Source organism: Priestia sp. HNGD-A6 (genome assembly GCF_045784335.1).
In the GTDB taxonomy this organism is placed as follows: Bacteria; Bacillota; Bacilli; order Bacillales; family Bacillaceae_H; genus Priestia; species Priestia zanthoxyli.
Genome location: NZ_CP138621.1, coordinates 1922295 through 1942194 on the forward strand (window position 1 = coordinate 1922295; position 19900 = coordinate 1942194).

The 19900-nt window shown below is 38.4% G+C and carries 18 protein-coding genes; 4 read left to right on the plus strand and 14 right to left on the minus strand.

Translation table 11 applies throughout. The annotated features are described in order from the left end of the window. Positions 1-71: 71 nt before the first annotated feature. The 6 genes from SCI76_RS09670 to SCI76_RS09695 all read right to left on the minus strand — a co-directional run bounded on the left by SCI76_RS09670 (position 72) and on the right by SCI76_RS09695 (position 7217). Positions 72-731 (minus strand): HAD family phosphatase, encoded by a 660-nt coding sequence (locus SCI76_RS09670; protein ID WP_014461428.1) that lies wholly within the window; start codon positions 729-731, stop codon positions 72-74. Between the two features lie 113 nt (positions 732-844). After that, the gene (locus SCI76_RS09675; RefSeq protein WP_048020086.1) at positions 845-2224 is read right to left on the minus strand and encodes an APC family permease; all 1380 of its coding nucleotides are present in this window, start codon (positions 2222-2224) and stop codon (positions 845-847) included. Between the two features lie 301 nt (positions 2225-2525). Beyond that, positions 2526-3482 (minus strand): agmatinase, encoded by a 957-nt coding sequence (gene speB, locus SCI76_RS09680; RefSeq protein WP_033578139.1) that lies wholly within the window; start codon positions 3480-3482, stop codon positions 2526-2528. 122 nt (positions 3483-3604) lie between these two features. Further along, entirely contained in the window at positions 3605-4981 is a 1377-nt protein-coding gene (locus SCI76_RS09685) for a putrescine aminotransferase (RefSeq protein ID WP_033578138.1), read from the minus strand. A gap of 25 nt (positions 4982-5006) precedes the next feature. Then, positions 5007-6494, minus strand: a complete 1488-nt coding sequence (locus SCI76_RS09690; protein ID WP_407545170.1) for an aldehyde dehydrogenase family protein — start codon at positions 6492-6494, stop codon at positions 5007-5009. Positions 6495-6629: 135 nt separating this feature from the next. Continuing rightward, entirely contained in the window at positions 6630-7217 is a 588-nt protein-coding gene (locus SCI76_RS09695) for a TetR family transcriptional regulator (protein WP_028412132.1), read from the minus strand. Positions 7218-7811: 594 nt separating this feature from the next. Between SCI76_RS09695 and SCI76_RS09700 the strand changes: the two genes are divergently transcribed. The 3 genes from SCI76_RS09700 to SCI76_RS09710 are packed head-to-tail and all read left to right on the plus strand — an operon-like array spanning position 7812 to position 10754. Beyond that, positions 7812-8675, plus strand: a complete 864-nt coding sequence (locus SCI76_RS09700; protein ID WP_028412131.1) for a glycine betaine ABC transporter substrate-binding protein — start codon at positions 7812-7814, stop codon at positions 8673-8675. Between the two features lie 35 nt (positions 8676-8710). Then, positions 8711-9916 carry a glycine betaine/L-proline ABC transporter ATP-binding protein gene (locus SCI76_RS09705; RefSeq protein ID WP_013081886.1) on the plus strand — a complete coding sequence of 402 codons (1206 nt, stop codon included), beginning with the start codon at positions 8711-8713 and terminating at the stop codon, positions 9914-9916. Beyond that, positions 9909-10754 (plus strand): proline/glycine betaine ABC transporter permease, encoded by an 846-nt coding sequence (locus SCI76_RS09710; protein ID WP_013081885.1) that lies wholly within the window; start codon positions 9909-9911, stop codon positions 10752-10754. Before SCI76_RS09705 ends, SCI76_RS09710 begins: the two co-directional genes overlap by 8 nt. Before the next feature lie 38 nt (positions 10755-10792). Here the strand turns inward: SCI76_RS09710 and SCI76_RS09715 are convergent, their stop codons facing one another. Next, positions 10793-11566, minus strand: a complete 774-nt coding sequence (locus SCI76_RS09715) for a class I SAM-dependent methyltransferase (RefSeq protein WP_028412130.1) — start codon at positions 11564-11566, stop codon at positions 10793-10795. A gap of 65 nt (positions 11567-11631) precedes the next feature. Further along, on the minus strand, positions 11632-12750 hold the full coding sequence (locus tag SCI76_RS09720; protein ID WP_028412129.1) for an AbrB family transcriptional regulator: 1119 nt from the start codon (positions 12748-12750) through the stop codon (positions 11632-11634). Between the two features lie 140 nt (positions 12751-12890). On the opposite strand from SCI76_RS09720, the gene SCI76_RS09725 reads away from it, so the two are divergent. After that, on the plus strand, positions 12891-13763 hold the full coding sequence (locus SCI76_RS09725) for a LysR family transcriptional regulator (protein WP_028412128.1): 873 nt from the start codon (positions 12891-12893) through the stop codon (positions 13761-13763). 74 nt (positions 13764-13837) lie between these two features. On the opposite strand, the gene SCI76_RS09730 is transcribed toward SCI76_RS09725, so the two are convergent. The 6 genes from SCI76_RS09730 to SCI76_RS09755 all read right to left on the minus strand — a co-directional run bounded on the left by SCI76_RS09730 (position 13838) and on the right by SCI76_RS09755 (position 19740). Continuing rightward, positions 13838-13975 carry a hypothetical protein gene (locus SCI76_RS09730; protein WP_165573233.1) on the minus strand — a complete coding sequence of 46 codons (138 nt, stop codon included), beginning with the start codon at positions 13973-13975 and terminating at the stop codon, positions 13838-13840. 134 nt (positions 13976-14109) lie between these two features. Beyond that, complete coding sequence (locus SCI76_RS09735; protein ID WP_028412127.1) at positions 14110-15078, minus strand: tripartite tricarboxylate transporter substrate binding protein; 969 nt, start codon at positions 15076-15078, stop codon at positions 14110-14112. Positions 15079-15102: 24 nt separating this feature from the next. Continuing rightward, positions 15103-15774, minus strand: a complete 672-nt coding sequence (locus SCI76_RS09740; protein WP_407545171.1) for a response regulator — start codon at positions 15772-15774, stop codon at positions 15103-15105. A gap of 27 nt (positions 15775-15801) precedes the next feature. Then, a complete protein-coding gene (locus tag SCI76_RS09745; RefSeq protein ID WP_028412125.1) occupies positions 15802-17391 on the minus strand; it encodes a sensor histidine kinase in 1590 nt (529 codons plus the stop codon). A gap of 153 nt (positions 17392-17544) precedes the next feature. Further along, positions 17545-18849: a CitMHS family transporter gene (locus SCI76_RS09750; RefSeq protein WP_028412124.1), complete on the minus strand. Its 1305-nt coding sequence runs from the start codon at positions 18847-18849 to the stop codon at positions 17545-17547. A gap of 327 nt (positions 18850-19176) precedes the next feature. Further along, a complete protein-coding gene (locus SCI76_RS09755; RefSeq protein WP_028412123.1) occupies positions 19177-19740 on the minus strand; it encodes an ImmA/IrrE family metallo-endopeptidase in 564 nt (187 codons plus the stop codon). Positions 19741-19900 lie beyond the last annotated feature (160 nt).

The window sequence follows — 19900 nt, forward strand, 5'->3', positions numbered from 1 at the left end:
TTGACTGAAGAAGCAGTAAAACAATAAAAAAAGCGGCACATTTTCTTTTGGAAAATGCGCCGCTTTTCGCTTTAGTCTTCAATACAAAGATACTGAATCACTTCTTTTAAACTTTTCTCTTTCATCGATTCGATATGTAAGTGATATCTTTCGAATGACAGATGTTTAGTTAACGGATTTGGTACAATCACACAGCGCAAGCCTGCTGCCATGGCAGCTTTTGCTCCATTAGAAGAATCTTCAAATGCTAAAGCTTCAGAAGGCTCTACGCCTAGCTTTTCAATTGCATTTCGGTAAAGAGCCGGATCTGGCTTCACTTTTTCTACATCATCGCGCGTTTGAATGACTTCAAAATAGTGCAGCAAATCTAGCTCTTTTAAAAATGCTGTTACCCAGTCGCGATATGAGCTGCTTGCTAAACCAATTTTTAATCCAAGTTCTTTTGCTTCTGCCAAGTACTCTGCTACACCTTCTCGGGCTACTAATGATTTCATTTTTTCTTGATGACGTCTTAACGATTCTTGAGCCAGTTCTTCTTTCGTGAACTCATTGTTAAACTGCTGAAGCAAATAATCGTAAAGTGCCGTAGCATCCGTTCCCACATAAGAAGCAAACGTTGCAATCGGTAGATCTACTCCCCTGTCTTCTAACATTTCGCGGTACACCTCGTACCACACTGATTCTGTATCAATAATTAATCCATCAAAATCAAACACAACTGCTTTAATCATAATTTACCTACCTTTTTCTATCTTATCGTTCTTACATAGTAACACGTTCAAAATACGTAATCCATAAATGTGGCTTCCTTAATAAGATAGGCTTAAACAGGTAGTTTCTATCCTTACTTTTCTCCGACTTTCATCAAAGGTGACATTTCTTCTGTTTCCTTAAACTCAATTGAAGACAGCTGCCTTCTAAAACCTTTCGTTGCATACACCAAATAAACTAAACCAGCAATCGCCCAGCCAATCCCAAGTAAAAATGAATTGCGCTCCAAGTTGAGCCATAAAACGCCAATCGCTGCTGCTCCTAATAGTGGCATCACAATGTATGACCAAAATCCCTTAGCCGACCGGTGCTGCTTTTGATGAACAGCATAGTGCGCGATAACCGAAATATTAACAAAAGAAAACGCAATGAGTGCTCCAAAATTAATAAATGAAGTAGCCGTTGCCAGACTAAAGAAAATGGCAGTTGCTGATACAACTCCGACCAATACAATATTTCGGGAGGGAGTGCGCAGCTTAGGATGAACATAACCAAAAAATGACTGAGGTAAAATTCGATCCCGTCCCATTACGTATAATAAACGTGAAACGCTTGCATGCGATGACATGCCTGATGATAATGTTCCTGCAATTCCTCCAGCTAAAAAGACAATTTGAAACAGCGTGCCGCTCACATACATAGCAATTTCAGGAGCTGCAGCGTCTGGATGCTTGAATCCTTCTAACGTTGGAAAAACCGCTTGAATAAAATAAGATGTCACGGTAAACATGACTCCTCCAATTAACGCAACTAAAAAAATAGCTCGCGGAATCGTTTTTTTAGGATTGGGCGTTTCTTCTGATAACATGGCCACTGCATCAAACCCTAAATAGGAAAAACACATAAGTGTCGCTCCCGCTATTAGCCCTGATGACGTCATGTTCTGATTAAAAAAAGGCTTCATAGAAAAAAGGGTTCCTTCCCCCATTCCGCCTAGCAACGCTTTGATTGAAACAGCAACAAACAATACTAAAATCGTCATTTGAAATACAACAAGAAACGTATTGAAATTGGCGGTGAAATTAACGCTTCGTAAATTTAGCAGCGTAACGATAATGACGAAGCTGACAACCCAAATCCACGATGGTACCGAAGGAAAAATAGATGATAAATAAATTTGAAAAATAAGTGCGTTAACCATCGGTAAAAAGAGATAATCCATTAGCGCAGACCAGCCAACTAGGAACCCTAAATGTGGATTGATTGTCTTTTGCGTATATGTATAGGCTGAGCCTGCATTTGGAAACACTTGAATCATCTTTTTGTAGCTTACTGCCGTGAGAAGCATCCCGACAAGGGCTATGATATAAGATGTGGGAACGTGTCCATTCGTCATATCAGACGCAATCCCAAACGTATCAAACACTACCATCGGAGTCATATATCCGATCCCCATTAATACAATCTGCCATAATTTCAACGACCTTTTTAATGTTACTGTTTCATGTTTCATTTATCTTCCCCCTTCACTTTATTAAGAACATTCTGACAATTTAACCCATAAATGCATATGATTTAATTTCTTTATATAAAAATGAATGACTTTCATTCATTTTTATATAAAGAGTTGTTACATTTACTATAAGCAAATATATGATTTATTTCTTTAAGTTGGTAAGGGTTGCTAACAAACTATCTTTTTCTTTTATCATATTATGAAAGCGCTTTATTTTAAATAGCTATATATTCCTAATCTCCTGCTATATCCACGCAGAAATACCCTCTGAATAAGAGGGATTTCTGCTTACAAACTGTTATTTAATCATCGTATCCAATGACTCTCTTTTCGTTTTCACTGCAACTAAACTAGCAAAATCATGAATGATTGTAGCTGCAAGCAAAGAGGTTATCTGCGTTGGATCATAAGCGGGCAGCACTTCTACCAAGTCGAATCCAACATAGTTAAATCCCGTCAGAGAACGGATCATTTGCAGCGTTTCTCTGCTGCTGAATCCGCCTACTTCAAGCGTTCCCGTTCCCGGTGCACACGAAGGGTCAACAAAATCAATATCAAATGTTAAAAAGCACGGGGTATCTCCAATCGCTGTCTTCATTTGCTCCAAAATCAATGAAAACCCTTGATGTTCAAGCTCTCTTGCCGTTACTACATGGTAACCGAGATCTTTGCTTTCTTGAACATCTCCCGGATGATTTAATGTTCCGCGAATACCAATTTGAAAAACTTTCTTCGGATCTACTAGCCCTTCTTCATATGCGCGTATAAAAGGAGATCCGTGCCAATATTTTTCATCATAATACGTATCCCACGTATCTGTATGAGAATCAAAATGAATCATAGCCACTGGGCCATATCTTTTAGCAGCAGCACGAAGGCTTGCTAAAGTAACAGAATGATCTCCTCCGATTCCAATTGGAACGATTCCTCTATCCATAAGAGCTCCTACCGCTTCTTCCATCAATTCATAGCTTCTGTGAATATTGTGCGGAATAACCGGCACATCACCAATATCAATGGCATTTGTATCATCAAATGGGTATACGTCGTGTACCGGGTGATAAGGAAACAGCGTCATGGAAGCTTGACGAATGGCTTGAGGTGCAAAGCGTGCACCTACTCTGAAAGATGCTGCCGTATCAAACGGCATTCCTACTAGCCCTACTTTTGCATTTTCTCTTTCCGCTGGCAGCCTCATAAATGAGCCCGTTGTACAAAACTCTGGTTTGACATCTGGGGACAATGGATATTTCATAATTTACTCCTCCGTTTCAATGATTTTAGTTAGTCGCTAGGCATTTCCACTACTAAAATCATTGAAAGCAATACAGGAATAAGAAACGTTTGACGACTCATATTCATTGCTCCTTGTTACATTTATTGGTGGTTCAGCTCATTTAATACTTTTTCAAATGTAGAAATGACTTGATCTACTTCTTCAGCTGCAATAGTCAACGGTGGCTCAATACGAATTGTTTTAGAGTTTACAAGCGTCCCAGCTACTAGAATTCCTTCATCAAACATTCCCTTAGAAAGCGCGTAGCCAATTTCATCTTGGTGGAACTCAATTCCAATCATTAAGCCTTGCCCTCTGATTTCAAGTACTTTATCTCCATGGTTTTCAGCAGCTTTCTTTAAACCAGCAAGGAAATATTCTCCTAGCTCTTTTGCACGGTTTGGCAGCTGTTCTTCAATCAACACGTTAATAGTTGCAATAGCCGCTGCGCAGGCAAGCGGGTTGCCTCCAAACGTTGTTGTGTGCATAAACGGATTATCAAAGAAGCTTGAAAACACTTTTTCTTTTGCTACAACCGCGCCAGCAGGCATAACTCCTCCTCCAAACGCTTTAGCAAGACATAAAATATCGGGTACAACATCGTATAATTCTGATGCAAACATTTCACCGGTACGTCCCATGCCTGTTTGAACTTCATCAAAAATTAAGATAGCGTCGTACTCATCACATAGTGCACGCACTTCTTTTAAATAATTTTCAGGAGGAAGAATAATGCCCCCTTCTCCTTGAATTGGTTCTAACAAAACAGCTGCCACATCTTCCCCTACAAGCGCGCACGTTTCAAATGTTTTGCGCATCATGTCAATATCACCAAACGGTACATGACGGAAACCTGGAATTAACGGCAGAAATGGTTTACGGAACATTCCTTTTGCCGTACCTGATAAAGAACCTAGACTTTTTCCATGAAAAGAACGTGTTGTGGAAATAAACGTTGTTCGATCACTATACATTTTCGCTAGTTTTAAAGCGGCTTCTACACTTTCTGTTCCGCTGTTTGTGAAAAAGGAATACTTCAAATCCCCCGGTGTAATATCTGCTAAAATTTTAGCAAGCATCGCACGAAGTGGATCTAATAAGTCTTGGCTATGAAGGGCTTGACGCTGAAGCTGATCTTGAACAGCTTTGACTACTTTAGGATGACGGTGTCCCACGTTATAAATTCCAAACCCGCCCAAACAATCAATGTATTTTTTACCGTTTACATCCGTAAAACAAGAACCTTCATCTGACCATTCAACAGCTGCAAACTGCGTATCCACCGTTACTGTTTTACGATATTCTAAAAAGCCTGGGTTGACATGCTCGCGAAATCCGTCTACTGTTTCTTTCGTAATCCACTGTGCTTCTTCAGCTGACACTTCGCTTTTTTCAATAAGTCCCAGCACTTTGTTGATGTATTCGTTTACTTCACCATATGCTTTGTTTACCTCTTGATTTTTCGTCACTGTATTCATTTTAATATCGCTCCTTCTCTACTTTTTAATTTTTAAACCAGCCGATTGGCTCTACTTGTAAATTAATATTAATTTGTTTTACTTCTTGAAATTCTTCCAATCCAAACGTGCCCAGTCCTCGGCCAATTCCGCTCTGCTTATATCCGCCCCAAGGTGCTTCGTTAAACGTAAAATGATACGTGTTTACCCAAGTGATGCCCGCACGCAGCTTTTTAATCACCCGAAGAGCTTTTGCACCGTCAGTTGTAAACACGCTGCCTGCCAAACCATATTCCGTATCATTTGCAAGCTTAATAGCTTCTTTTTCATCTTTAAACGTTTGAATAACAACCACGGGCCCAAAGATTTCATCTTGCACAATTTTCATATTTGACGTAACGCTACTAAAAACCGTAGGTTCTACAAAGAATCCTTTTTCCAATCCACTGCTGGTGATTCGATTGCCTCCACATACAAGGCGGGCGCCTTCTTGCTTTCCAATTTCGATGTACTTTAATACTTTTTTCATATGTTCTTCACTTACAAGAGGACCCATTTCAATCTCTTGGTCCATTCCATTTCCTACTTTAATTTTTTGAGCACGTTCTGCAAAACGTTCGATAAATCGCTCAGCAATGCTTTCTTCTACTAAAATACGAGAACCTGCAGCGCAAATTTGGCCGCTCCCTGCAAAAATTCCAAACAAGGCATAATCTACAGCTGTTTCAAAATCAGCGTCAGCAAATATAATGTTCGGTGACTTTCCTCCAAGTTCTAAAGATACCTTCGTTACATTTTCTGCTGCTTGACGCATAATGTGTTTTCCAGTTACCGTTCCGCCTGTAAAAGAAATCTTATAAACACGCTTATCTTGAATAAGCGTATTTCCCACAGTATCTCCGGCTCCCATAACAAGGTTTGCCACTCCTTTTGGCAATCCTACGCTTTCTAAGATCTCAAAAAGTTTTGTAGGAGTAACTGGTGTCACTTCAGAAGGTTTAAATACAATCGTATTTCCTGCAGCTAAAGCAGGTGCAATTTTCCACACGCTCATTAATAGCGGATAATTCCAAGGTACAATCAATCCGCACACGCCAATTGGTTCTTTTATAACCATTGCTTGCATAGGTGCAGGAACGCTGTACGTTTGACCGTCTGGCTTTGTAATTAACCCAGCGTAATACCTAAAACAAGCAGCTGCATCTTCCACATCAGCCTCAGCTTCACGATAGGGCTTTCCGTTATCCATTGTTTCTAATGCTGCTAGTTCTTCTTTCGCTTCCTCAAGCTTATCGGCAATCTTGAATAAGATGGCTGCTCTGTCAGATGCAGAAGTCTCAGACCAAATTCCGCTGTCAAAGGCTTCTCGCGCTGCTTCAATTGCTGCTTTCATATCTTCTGCGCTGCCTTCTGCAGCATATCCAATCACTTCACCTGTCGCTGGATTAACAGTAGAGCGCTGCTTCTCTGCTTTTCTCCACTCTCCGTTTATGTACATATTCAAGGTTAAAGTTTTAACGGCTGTACGATCCATAAAATACCTCCTTATCGAATAACGACTGATTGTCAGTCATTTTAAACCTTAAAAAACTTATAATTCTGATAATTAATTGTATATTTTGAATGAATGTCAGTCATTTTAGTAGATGTAATATCAGCAGTGCTAATATTACACGGATGGCACAAGAGAACGCTTTAAGAATTGAAAAAGTTCTTCCTTTGATTGCTCAAGTGTGACATCTTGCTCTCGCCCGATATAAAAAAGTTCAGCAGCATTTTCAATCAAATTAATCATCGTCTTAGCTGTCCATTTAACGTTAAGCTGCTTGATGACTTCTTCCTTTCTAACAGCCTGATTTAATACCTCTTCAAACCAGTTGTAATAAGGTAAATAAATAGCTTCCCATGTTTCTAATGAATAGTCAAAAGCGAGCCCTGAATAGCATAAAACAAGAACATCCCTATATTCATCTGTTGTTTTATACGTTTCGTCAATCATTACCTCTAATGTACTTAAAAAATCCGTTGCTGTTTTAGCTCGTTCTTTGATTTTTTCAAGTGACAAAGAAAGTAAGTTTTCTGCAATAGCCGGAACAAGAGCATTTTTAGATCTGAAATAAAGATAAAAAGTCCCTTGTGCTACGCCTGCACGCTTTACAATGTCTGAAATTGATGTTTTATCAAGTCCTTTTTCAGATATGACTTCAATCGCTGCCTGTAAAATCTTATCGTATTTTTCACTTGTGCTTGTAACCAACTTTTTCCCTCCACCTATAAAATGAATGACTTTCATTCATTTTACTATAAGAAGTTGAAATTATGCAAGATAAAATTTTCTGAATCTTTAAATTCAATCAAAAATTTATCCGTATGCTGGCTTCAAAAATATTTTTTTATTTTATCAATTTCCTCTCACGTTTCTTATATGTCTCACTGTTATCTTTCTTCCTTTTACAATTCAAGGTAAAAGCTGATGCAAAGCTCTTTAATCACCTATTCTTCCTAAAAAATAACTTTATTAAAAAGATATTTTTTCGTATCGGTTTATACGGCTCAATTGCCGAATTACTCTTGACTTGAAGTTGACGGAGTAAAAAAAAGAGTGATAACATGTAAGACTGATTCTACAGTCACTTATTTTATCCATTTATTTCCCATATTTTCTCTTAACTACGATGTACATTTTTAGCTAAAAATAACTTTATAACGCCGAAAAATCACCCACTCTATTTCACATTTTATATTTTTTATGTTTACCACCTAAAAAACCGGGTATACACTTCGTTGTGTTTAGCATCCGTTCTACATATCAGTCATATTGATTTAAAACTTTATAAAGGAGTTACATTGCATGAAGAAACTATTTTTAATCAGCATGATTTGTTTTCTTCTAGTTATTACTTCAGCTTGCGGCAACGGTAATGGCGCCTTTAAAGATAAAAAAACCATTACCATCGGCATGAATAACTATACTGAAAACATTGCCTACACGTACGTATGGAAACAGATTTTAGAAGATCGAGGTTATAAGGTTAGAACTGTTTTCTTAGAGAAAGCTGGTGTTTGGGTAGGAACAGCTAATAACGACATTGATATTTCGTTTGCACCATGGCTTCCTACAACAGATGCGCCTTTTTACAAAAAGTATAAAGATCAAGTAAACATTGAAGACCCTTGGCTTAAAAATGCGCGCTTAGGATTTGCGGTTCCCGCCTATATGAAAGACGTGAACACAACAGAAGACCTTGCTAAGGTTGCTTCTGATGTCGATAACAAAGTTATTGGAATTGACCCAGGCTCCAGCATTAACGGATTAGCCGAACAAGCGTTAAAAGATTATAACCTTAAAAGCTATACGCTTGTAAAATCGTCTGAGGCAGCTATGCTCAGTGAACTGCGCAAAGCCTATGAGGCAAAAAAACCAATTGTTGTTACTATGTGGAATCCTCACTGGGCTTTTGCAGACTTTGACATCAAATATTTAGAAGATCCTAAAAACTCGTTTGGAGACCCTGACAACATTTACACAATGACAAGCAAGGAATTTAAAAAGACAAATCCTCAAGTCATAAAATGGATGAATAATGCACAGATGAACGATAAATTAATCAGTCCTCTTCTGTCACAAGTTGAAAAATCTTCAAACCCTGAAGAAGCAGCACAGAAATGGGTAAAAAAACATAAAAAGTTAATCGATAGTTGGACGAAAAAGTAATGAACGTAAAAGAAAACAACAATTGAGGTGGACATATGGAACACGTAAAATTAAAAGTACAAAATATAACCAAAGTGTTTGGTAAGAATCCGTCAAAAGCGATTGATTTACTTCAAAAAGGAAAAACAAAAAAAGAAATTCTAGAAGAAACAGGAATGACAATTGGAGTTAATCAAGCAAACTTCGAAATCAAATCCGGTGAAATCTTCGTCATTATGGGCCTGTCTGGAAGCGGTAAATCCACTTTAGTTCGCATGTTTAACCGCCTTGTTGAACCAACATCTGGATCTCTTATTTTAGACGGTGACGATGTAGTAAAAATGAACAAAGAGGAACTTCGCGACATGCGCCGAAAAAAAATGAGCATGGTTTTCCAAAACTTTGCTTTATTCCCTCACCGTACGGTTCTTGATAACACAGAATACGGATTAGAAGTTCAAGGTACACCAAAAGCCGAACGCGAAAAGAAAGCAAAAGAAGCGCTTGAATTAGTAGGTTTAAAAGGATACGAAAATCAATATCCCGGTGAACTGAGCGGCGGTATGCAGCAGCGCGTCGGACTAGCTCGAGCACTTGCCAATGACCCTGACATTTTATTAATGGATGAGGCATTCAGTGCACTAGATCCGCTTATTCGTAAAGACATGCAAGATTTTTTGCTGGAGCTTCAAGAAAAAATGGAGCGAACAATCATTTTTATTACCCATGATCTTGATGAAGCTCTTCGAATCGGAGATCGCATCGTTTTAATGAAAGACGGCAGTGTTGTTCAAGTAGGAACACCTGAAGAAATTATGACAAACCCTGCCAATGATTATGTAGAGCGCTTTGTCGAAGACGTTAATGTAGCTAAAGTATACACAGCTGAAAGCGTGATGAATCGTGCCGAATCCATTACCGTAGACCGTGGTCCGCGCGTGGCTCTTAAAATTATGCAAGAAGCTGGTTATTCAAGCATCTACGTCGTAGACAAGAAAAAAACTCTTCTAGGAGTTGTAACGGCAGATGATATCAGCCGCGCCATTAAACAAGATAAACTGACAGCAGACGTATTAGATACGGATATTCCGACTGTTACGACAGATACGCTACTAGAAAACTTGTACGACAAAATGGTTATCAGCCGTTTCCCGCTACCGGTTGTAGATGAAAACCATCGTCTGCGCGGCATCATTAAAAAAGAGCGAGTGATTGAAGCACTTGCCGGTACTGATAGTAATGAGGTGAACGTAAATGAATAGTATTCCTAAAATTCCCGTTGGCAATTGGATTGACCATTTTGTCACGTTTTTAAATGATAATATCAAAGGGTTTTTTGATGTTATTTCAGCTATTGTCGATGGTATTGTAAGTTTTATTGTACTAGTGCTAACCTTTCCACCAGCATTAATTTTAATCTTAATTGTCGGAATCATTGCTTGGTTTTCAAGTAAAAAATGGTCATTTACTATTTTATCGATGATTGGTCTATTATTTATTCTTAATCTTGGCTACTGGCAAGAAACAATGGACACACTAGCCCTCGTTTTAACAAGCGTATTAATTTCAATTATAGTAGGAATCCCGCTAGGCATTTGGGCATCTCAAAGCGAAAAGACAGCTCGGATTATTACGCCAATCTTAGACTTTATGCAAACGATGCCGGCATTTGTGTATTTGATTCCAGCACTTTTCTTCTTTGGAATTGGTGTGGTGCCAGGTGTTATCTCATCTGTTATCTTTGCAATGCCTCCAACGATTCGCTTAACGAACCTAGGTATTCGTGAAGTACCCGCTGACTTAGTAGAAGCAGCAAATGCCTACGGTTCAACAACAAAACAAAAATTATTTAAAGTACAGCTTCCATTAGCTACAAAAACAATTATGGCAGGAATTAACCAAAGCATCATGCTATCTCTTTCAATGGTCGTTATTGCCTCTCTTGTAGGTGCTCCGGGACTTGGTGCAGAAGTATATCGTGCAGTTTCTCGACTTGAAGTCGGCACGGGCTTTGAAGCTGGAATTTCAATCGTTATTTTAGCAATTATTTTAGACCGTATTACGCAATATTTTGGAAATCGTTCAAACCAACGAGCATAAGTAAAAAAAGAAGCCAACTCACCGGAGTTGGCTTCTTTTTATTTATGTTTGTAGCACGCTACAAAGATTGCTTCTCCTTGAAACGATTCAATTCCCTGTTGATTCGTTTTGATTTCGAAAAACTGTTTAAATCCGCTTGGTACATTCAGCATATATTGAGTAAGCTCACGCTTTGTCTCTTGGGGAACATTCATCATCGCACACCAGTCATCAAATAAAAAGCGCTTTGGAAAAGTTGTCAGCACTTCTGTACGGAATCCTTGCATTTCAAGCATAGAAAGCCACTCTGTTTTTTTATAAGCACGATAATGGCTTGGATCTCTTGTCTTTTCAACTCGATTATAAAACTCGTCATACGCATTCACTTCCGGTGCTACATTATCAATGAGCAAGAACTGTCCTCCTGGCTTTAACACTCGGTATACCTCTTTGATGAACTGTTTAATATTAGGAAAATGGTGCGGTGCAATTCTGCACGTTACCGTATCAAACTCGTCATCTTGAAATGGCATATCCTCAGCATCTCCTTGAACAAACGATACATTTTCATGACCATTTTCTTTAATGAAGCCTTCAGCACTTTGCAACATTTGAGGAGTTAAGTCAAAAGCCGTTACTTCTTGAAAGACAGGTGCTAGCTTATTTGCCACGTGTCCTCCTCCTGTCGCTACATCAAGCAGCTTTCCTCCTCTATTTTCTTCAGCAATTTCCGCTAAAACCGCTAAATCTTTGCCTTTTGCATGACCTTTACTTTTGACATACTTTCCGGCATTCCCCCCGAACTGACTGACCACCATTTCTTTATTACTCATCTATTCTCCCCCCATTTCCCTCTTTAAAACTCTCTCTTACTCTACCTAGTGCATTCACATATTTATTATGAAACGTGTGAATGTATTCTTTTTCTTTCTCCCCACTGATGAAACATGCGAAACAGCGGAGGCAGAAGCAGCCAAATTGTTAAAATACGAAGCACTTGGACCGCTACTACTAACGTCGAATCAGCCTGCAGTACAATGGATGTAGTCGCCATTTCTGCAATGCCTCCAGGAGCAAACGCTAAAATAGACGTGATAAGCTCAATTCCAGTTATTTTGGAAACGAATAGTGCACATACAAACATGGCGGCGATTAAACCAATTGTATTAATAAGCGCCACAACCATAATTTTTTTTACGCCAATAAACATTTCCTTATGAAAGCGAGAACCAATGCTTGAAGCAATAAAAATTTGCGATAAAATCATCACAGAATGAGGCCAGTATGCTTGAAGATTATACCCCACGTACGATGAAGCAGCTGTTTGAACAATTGCAACAGTAAGCATTCCTCCTACTAACCAAGGAGCAGGAAATTTTAGTTTTTTCCCTATATAATAGCCGACTACTGCTGTAACAATTAAAACGCCTGTCCACAACAGTGATCCCCACTCAAAAACACTCGGGGTAACGGACACTGCATGCCGTCCTGTATTACTTCCCCAATAGACTACAAATAAAGGAACAGCAAGCACAACTAAAAACACGCGCATCGTTTGAATGATGCTTACAACTGCCGTATTGGCTCCTACTTCTTCAGCCATGCCTGGCATGGCGCTCATTCCACCCGGAGTCGTACCGAAAAAGCTTGTTAATAAGTCTGTGGAACTGAACTTCCATAGCAAATAACCGGATAAAAGAGAAAAAACAACGGACAGCAAAAGCATAATCGTAATGGTGGACCAGTGAGATTGAAACGTAGTCACCACAGATAAGTTAATCTTTTGACCTAATTCAATCCCTAAAATGCACTGTCCAGCGTACAGCCAATATTTTGGAATGCCTTTTTTGCTTGTTTGAGATAAAAAACGCGGCTTTCGAAAAGCTAGAATAGCAGCTAAAATGAGAGTCCCAAGCATCCAGCCAATGGATAAGCCTGTTAACGATAAAAGAAATCCTCCCACGCTTGTTAATAGAATAAAAAATATAGATTGTAAAAAAACAACTCTTGCGTTCATACATACTTCCTTCCTTCTACAAGGCTTTTCTTTCTTACACCGAACATTTCTCTTCTTAACTATAGTATAATTTTAGAAATAATTAAAATATCGAAATTTTATTATAAACCATTCATTTTTTTTATTCCTGGAGGGATAGTATGGACGATCGAGATTGGCTTATTCTACAAGTATTGTACCGTGAGAAAAATATTACAAAAGCAGCCAAGGAGCTATTTATATCTCAGCCTGCGCTTACGCATAGACTGCAGCAGATGGAGAAGGAATTTCATGTTCAGATTGTAAATAGAGGGCGCCGCGGAGTTCAGTTTACACCGCAGGGAGAATATTTAGTGAAGTGCGCAGAAGAAATGCTGCTTACGGTTCAAAAAATAAAAGAAAATGTGTTAAACATGGATGATCAATTAACCGGAACTTTACGTCTAGGCGTGTCTAACTTTTTCACTGACTACAAGCTCCCTGGGCTATTGCGTTTATTTAAAGAGCGATTTCCTGATGTTGAATTCAAAGTCACAACCGGATGGAGCAGCGACATGGCTCATCTGCTTTATAAGCACGATGTTCATATTGCGTTTGTAAAAGGTGATTATAACTGGCAAGATCAAAAAGAGCTGCTTTTTAAAGAAACAATTTGCATTGCGTCTGCACAGCCTGTCGACATAAACAATCTTCCCAATCTACCTCGAATTGATTATCATCAAGATCGTTTTTTAAAAACATCCGTTGATAACTGGTGGGCTGAAAATTACTCTCAGCCTCCCCTTGTCAGCATTGAAGTAGATAAAGCAGAAACATGTAAAAAGATGGTTGTAAACGGACTGGGCTATGCGATTTTGCCGAGTATGCTGCTTGACGATGCTGCAGAGATTTACAGATACACGTTAAAAACTAAAGATCAAGTACCTTTAACGCGCAGCACATGGATGTTTTATCATGAGGACTCCTTAAAAATTAACATTGTAAAAGCTTTTATTGAGTTCATTCAAAACTTGGATTTAAAAGATGTACACTGACAGAAAAAGGTTGAGACATACCGAAGTGAATCTAATTCTAAAGACGAACAAATGGGATATATGAGCGGAACTGCTTAAGACACCGCAGTTGATTTCCGTGCAAGACTTCGCTTTCCGCGGGCGGCCGGTGAGCCTCCTCGTCGCTCACGCTCCTGTGGGGTCTCGCCTGTTCCGCTTTTCCCGCAGGAGTCTTCGTCTTGCTCTCCAATCAACTGCTAGAAGGAACGAAACAGATGAAACTACACTTACCACAACAAAAAAACGAACCAAGAATTAAAAACTTTAATCAATGGTTCGTTTTTCACTCCATCTAAAATCCTTTTGTCCCAACCTTTTTCTATTGTATTTATTCATCATTTGCTCCGCCCATTAAGTCAGAATACAGCTTGCTTTGCTGCTCAAGAAAGACTTTAGCACCGCTGCTATTTTTATAAAAAGAGGTTAAATCATTATCTTTAAGAAGCTGTTCCCATTCTTTTGTATGAACCATTTCATACACGGCCTTATTCCAATATGCTACCTGTTCTTTGGTCATATTAGGCGGTCCCATTAGACCTCTCCAATGGCTAAACGTTACGTCAATTCCCGCTTCTTTCCACGTCGGTATCTCTTTTAGCTCTTCTAGCCTTTTAGGAGAAGAAACGGCGAGTATCCTTACCTGCCCTTGTTCATACTGCTTTTTTACTTCTGATAATGACATGGGTGCTACATCTAGCTGATGATGAACGAGCGCATCAATTACTTTATGACTGCTGTTATAAACGAAAAACTCAAGCTTGGAAGAGTCTACGCCTGCTTTTTTATTTAGCTGCATGAACGATAAATGATCGTCGTTTCCTAATCGAGGTGATATTCCCACTTTCATACTGGATTCACTTTGATTTAACGTGCGTATGAGCTGTTTTAAATTGTATATAGGAGAGTTAACAGGAACTACGATGACCTCCCATTCAGATGTTAAAATAGCGAGCGGAGTAAAGTCTTTATAGGTTAATTGACTTTGCCCTAGCAAATTATTTGTAATCAGCAAACTGGAATTCCCGGAAACAATATTTCCTTCTTTTCTCTGTTTAATATATTTCCATCCTTCTTCACCTTGCCCACCTATTTTATTACTAACAGAAACGGGTACCTTCACAATCTTCTTTTCCGTTAGCACTTGTTGAATGGCTCTTACTGTTGCATCTGCTCCTCCGCCTTTTGCACCGGCTGCCACAATTTCAATTTTTTCCATACTAATGCGGTCTTTTTTAGAGGGAGTAGAACAGCTAACAAGCAATGCACTTATAAACACTATCATGAGCTTTTTGATCATATATACCATCCTTCAAGGCTAATGCTACGCTAAATAGTACTTGCGCTCCGGTCTTCCAATAATCCCATAATCATATTCAACGTGACATTCACCGGTTGATACTAGATACTCTAAATATCGTCTAGCTGTCGTTCTAGATACTCCCATGTGTTGCCCCATCTCTTCGATCGTAATTCCTTTGATGCTTTTTAAAATGTCTTTTGACTTTTGTAATGTGATACCATCAATACCTGAAGGAAGAGATTTATCCGCTTTTGACTTTGTTCTGACATGTCCAAAGTACGCATCAATAAATGATTGATCAACTTCTTCATGCGTACTAAACAGTTCCTTTTTCTCTTGATACTGTTTAATAGCATTAATGAAGGATTCCATCATAACCGGCTTAATCAAATAATTAACGACGCCGTTTCTCAAACAGATTTCTACAATGTTTTTTTCTGTTGCAGCCGTTACCACGATAACGTCAACTTGTGGAAACTGGGCTCTGATTTTTGGGAGTAAATCTGTTCCCATTTCATCTGGCATATAGATGTCTAAAAGAAGTAAATCAACTTTCTTCTCCTTTAGCATTTCAAGCGTCTCTTTTGCATTCAACGCTTTGCCTACGACTTCTACACCATCTACTTCTAATAAAAATCGCTCTTGAACTTGAGCAATTCGAAAATCGTCTTCTGCAATTGCGACTCGTAACATTTCGACTCTCCCCTTACTTCTCATGATTCAGTTTTTTGGAAGGTAAACTGAAAAAATGGCTCCTCCTTCTGGCTGATTATACACTTCAATAGATCCTCCAAGTTCATCTACCATTTTCTTTATATTTGCCAGTCCGTACCCTCTGTCTGTACCTTTGGTTGAAAACCCTTTTGTGAAAATTTGATTTAGTACTTCTTCTGATATACCGGGTCCGTTATCCATCACTTCAATAATTAAATCATGACCAATATCGGTAATAAAAAACGACACTTCTTTTTTAGACCGCTGACTCACGGCTTCAAATGCATTATCAATTAAGTTCCCAATAATGATAATGAGATGAGAAATTTCAATATGTTCTGGGAGCGTATCGAGTGTACTCTCCGAATCAACCGAAAAATGAATTTTCTTTTCAGATGCTTTTCCAATCTTCCCAAGCAATATTGCTTGAACTTTGGAATCTAATATCTGATCAAATAGAATACGATTTTGCGTTTGGTGTACGGCTGATTCTTTTTGAATAAACTCCAATGCATCTTTGTACTGCCCTAACTGCAGCAAACCCGACAAAACATACAGCTTATTCGTAAACTCATGCGTTTGAGCTCGTAAATCCTCTGAATACTTTCGTACTTCTGAAATCGTATTGATTAAGCTTTTTAATTCTGTCTTATCACGAAAACTAGCGACCACTCCTACAATTCGCTGATGTTCAATAATGGGTGTTAAGTTTAAGATAAACGTTTTTTCATTCAAAAAAATTTCTTGGTCGCTTCGGGCTATTCCCGTATCTAGCACTTCAATCATATTCGTATAAGGAAATACTTCAATGATATGATGATGTAAATATTCCGTCTGTAACCCCAGCATATTTTTAGCTGATGTATTCATCATCGTAATAAAGCCTTGATGATCAATAGCAATAATTCCTTCTTTTATCGAAAGTAAAATTGCATTTCGTTCACGGTACAAAGAAGCGATTTCATGGGGTTCAAGACCAAGAGTATCTTTTTTAATACTTTTAGCTAAAAAAATACCCCCGATCATACCAAGCAATAAAACAGCTAGTGAAAATAGGATAATTTGCTGAATACGCGTAATGAGCTGAGCATGAACATGAGATTTTAAAAACTCAACCGTCACCACTCCCACGACTTCCGTATACTTTCCGTGACTGATGACAATAGGCGCTTTCCCCATAATAGCAGGACCTGTGGTTCCCTCTCCGTCCAGCGTATAATATCCGCCGAATAATAGTGCTCTATCGTTAACCGCCTCTTTGTTTTTCTTTCCTATCCATTTTTGATTAGAATGAGAATAGATGATTTGCTCACGGTTTTGAACCACAATACTTGCTGCTCCGATTTGTTCCCTCACTTGCTCAGCAAGCGGCTGAATATATCGACTCGGCTGTTTTTTTTGAAAAGCAGCTTTGACTTCCGGCATAAATGATATTGATTTGGCTGCTTGAAGAGCCAGCTGCTCGGCTTGCCTTTTAGATTCTACAAACTGCATGTAAGAGAAAATACTCGCTAAAAGAACAATAACAGTTATGATTAATGCTGCGGATAAACCTACGATTTTTGTTTGCAGCGATACTTGAAACCATTTTTTCATTTCATCGCACCTTTAGCCTTTACCTTATAGTTCTATTCTTCTTTTATTTTATCAAAATTTTTTGTATATCCGCTCCTTATTCCAAAAGCTTTTTAGACAAAAAAACTTATCAATCCCAAAAGCGGAATTGATAAGTTTTTAGTTTCCTGATCTTTACAGCGTAATAACTCCTGTAATAATAGCTACTAAAAGCATCACCATAGCTGTTCCAATCGTCCACTTTAAAGTAAAGCGCTGAAATTCACCAAGCTCGACTTTTGCCATACCGACCAATAGATACGTAGAAGCAACTAAAGGACTTAGTAAGTGAACAGGTTGACCAATCAATGAAGCACGGCCAATTTCTGCAGCATCAATACCGTATGCTGAAGCTGCTTGAGCAATAATTGGTAAAATCCCATAGTAGTAAGCATCATTTGACATAAAGAATGTAAATGGCATACTTGTGATGGCAGTAATCACAGACATGTAAGGCCCTAACGCATCTGGAATTAATCCTACTAAGCTATTACCCATTGCATCTACCATTTTGGTACCTGATAAAATACCCGTGAATACGCCTGCTGCGAATACAAGAGACACAACAGCAAGTACATTACCAGCATGTGCAGTAATACGCTCTTTTTGAACTTCTAAATTTGGATAGTTAATCATGATAGCGATTGCAAATCCAATCATAAATAGAATTTGAAGCGGCATAACTGCTGTGATAAGTCCTACTAATAATAGAGCTGTTAAAGCAAAGTTTACCCATAAAAGCTTCGGACGCTTGTACTCGATTCCTTCAGCGGCTGCTGCTTCTGCAAAAGCTACTTGAGCATTTGTAACGTCTTGAATATCAATAACACCTAAGCGCTGGCGCTCTTTTTTCCCGAAATAGTAAGCCGTGAATAACAACCAAACAGCTCCGCCAATCATGGCTGGAATCAGTGGTGTAAACACCTGTGAAGCATCTAACTTCAATGCACTCATCACACGAGCAGTAGGTCCACCCCAAGGTGTTAAGTTCATAACTCCACTACCCATAATGGCGATACAGGCTAAAATCATTGGCTTCATGTTTAGCTTTTTATAAAGCGGAAGCATCGCTGAAAGCGTAATCATATATGTTGTTGTTCCGTCTCCGTCTAATGAGATAATAAGAACTAAAATAGCTGTACCAATTGTGATTTTTAGTGGATCACCTTTTACGATTTTCAAAATTCTTCCTACAACTGGATCAAACAAACCAGCATCAATCATAATCCCAAAATATAAAATAGCAAACATTAACATAACGCCTGTAGGTGCTAATTCTTTTACACCATTTAAAGCCATTTCTCCAATACCGCTTGTGAATCCCCCTATGATTGCAAACAATACTGGAATAACCATTAAAGCAATAAGCGGCGTTAATCGTTTTGTCATAATCAGAAACATAAATGTACAAACCATCAAAAACCCAAGAATAGCTAACATTATTACCCCTCCTATTTTTGAATCCGCTTTCATAACAGTGGAAGCGATTCGTTTGTATGTATGACTCGCATATGTATGCCAGTTCGTCTATACGATTACAACATCGCTTGTTCACTATTAAGTTGTACCTTAAAACTTTAAAATTTTCTGTTTTTTCTTAAAATAATCATAATTTACAGGAGGGTATAGTGTAAATAATTCGTACTATAAAAACTTTTAAAACTTTATGGGTAATTAAATCCTTTTTGTTCATTGGGAGGATAAAAGACAGGAAGAGGAAAAAGGTAGGAAAATAAAAAACGAAGAGAGAGGAACTATTCTCGTGAATTATTCAATTTGAACTCTAAGAGAATACGCTCCAGGATGAGGAGTTTTATTCCACTGAGTAAGAGATTCCTCTAAAAATGGAATCTTTTTTAACTTCTTTGTTTGGAACTTTTCTATTTTTGAATATTTTTCTAAGGCATACGTATTAGCAAACATTTCTTGCGTTCTATTTCCTTCTTTTAAAAGCGTTCCATTTGTCATACGATCCACATGATGGCCTAATTCATGCAGAATGATAAAAGCAAATTGATGAGGCTTTTTGTTTTTTGTTGTATCGATAAAGACAATGGGACATTCCGTTACTGTATATTTAATATAGTCAATTTCAAACTGAAGTTTGCGCTTCTCCTTTGGAAGGTTATCATTAAATTGGCCATAGTACACACCTAACACATCTTTTCCTTGCACCTTTACACTGCCTAAGCAGTACACACCTTTTAGCCCATCCCAGTCTTTTTCGTCTGTTACATTAGCAATTTCGTGCAGGGCCGCTTTTTGCTTCGCACTCATGACTCCATGAAACGTTACGCCATGAATTTGGATTTTTTCACTACGCTTAAACATCTTCTTGCCTCCTTTACTAAATTCCTTCTACAACATATTATTTAGCATTAAGTATATTCATTCACAATACATGGTTAAAAACATGAAGTTAATGTCAAGATTCCCGTTTTGATGTTTTTTAACCCTGCTTATATGCTGCCTCGTTTATTTTCTATTTTTA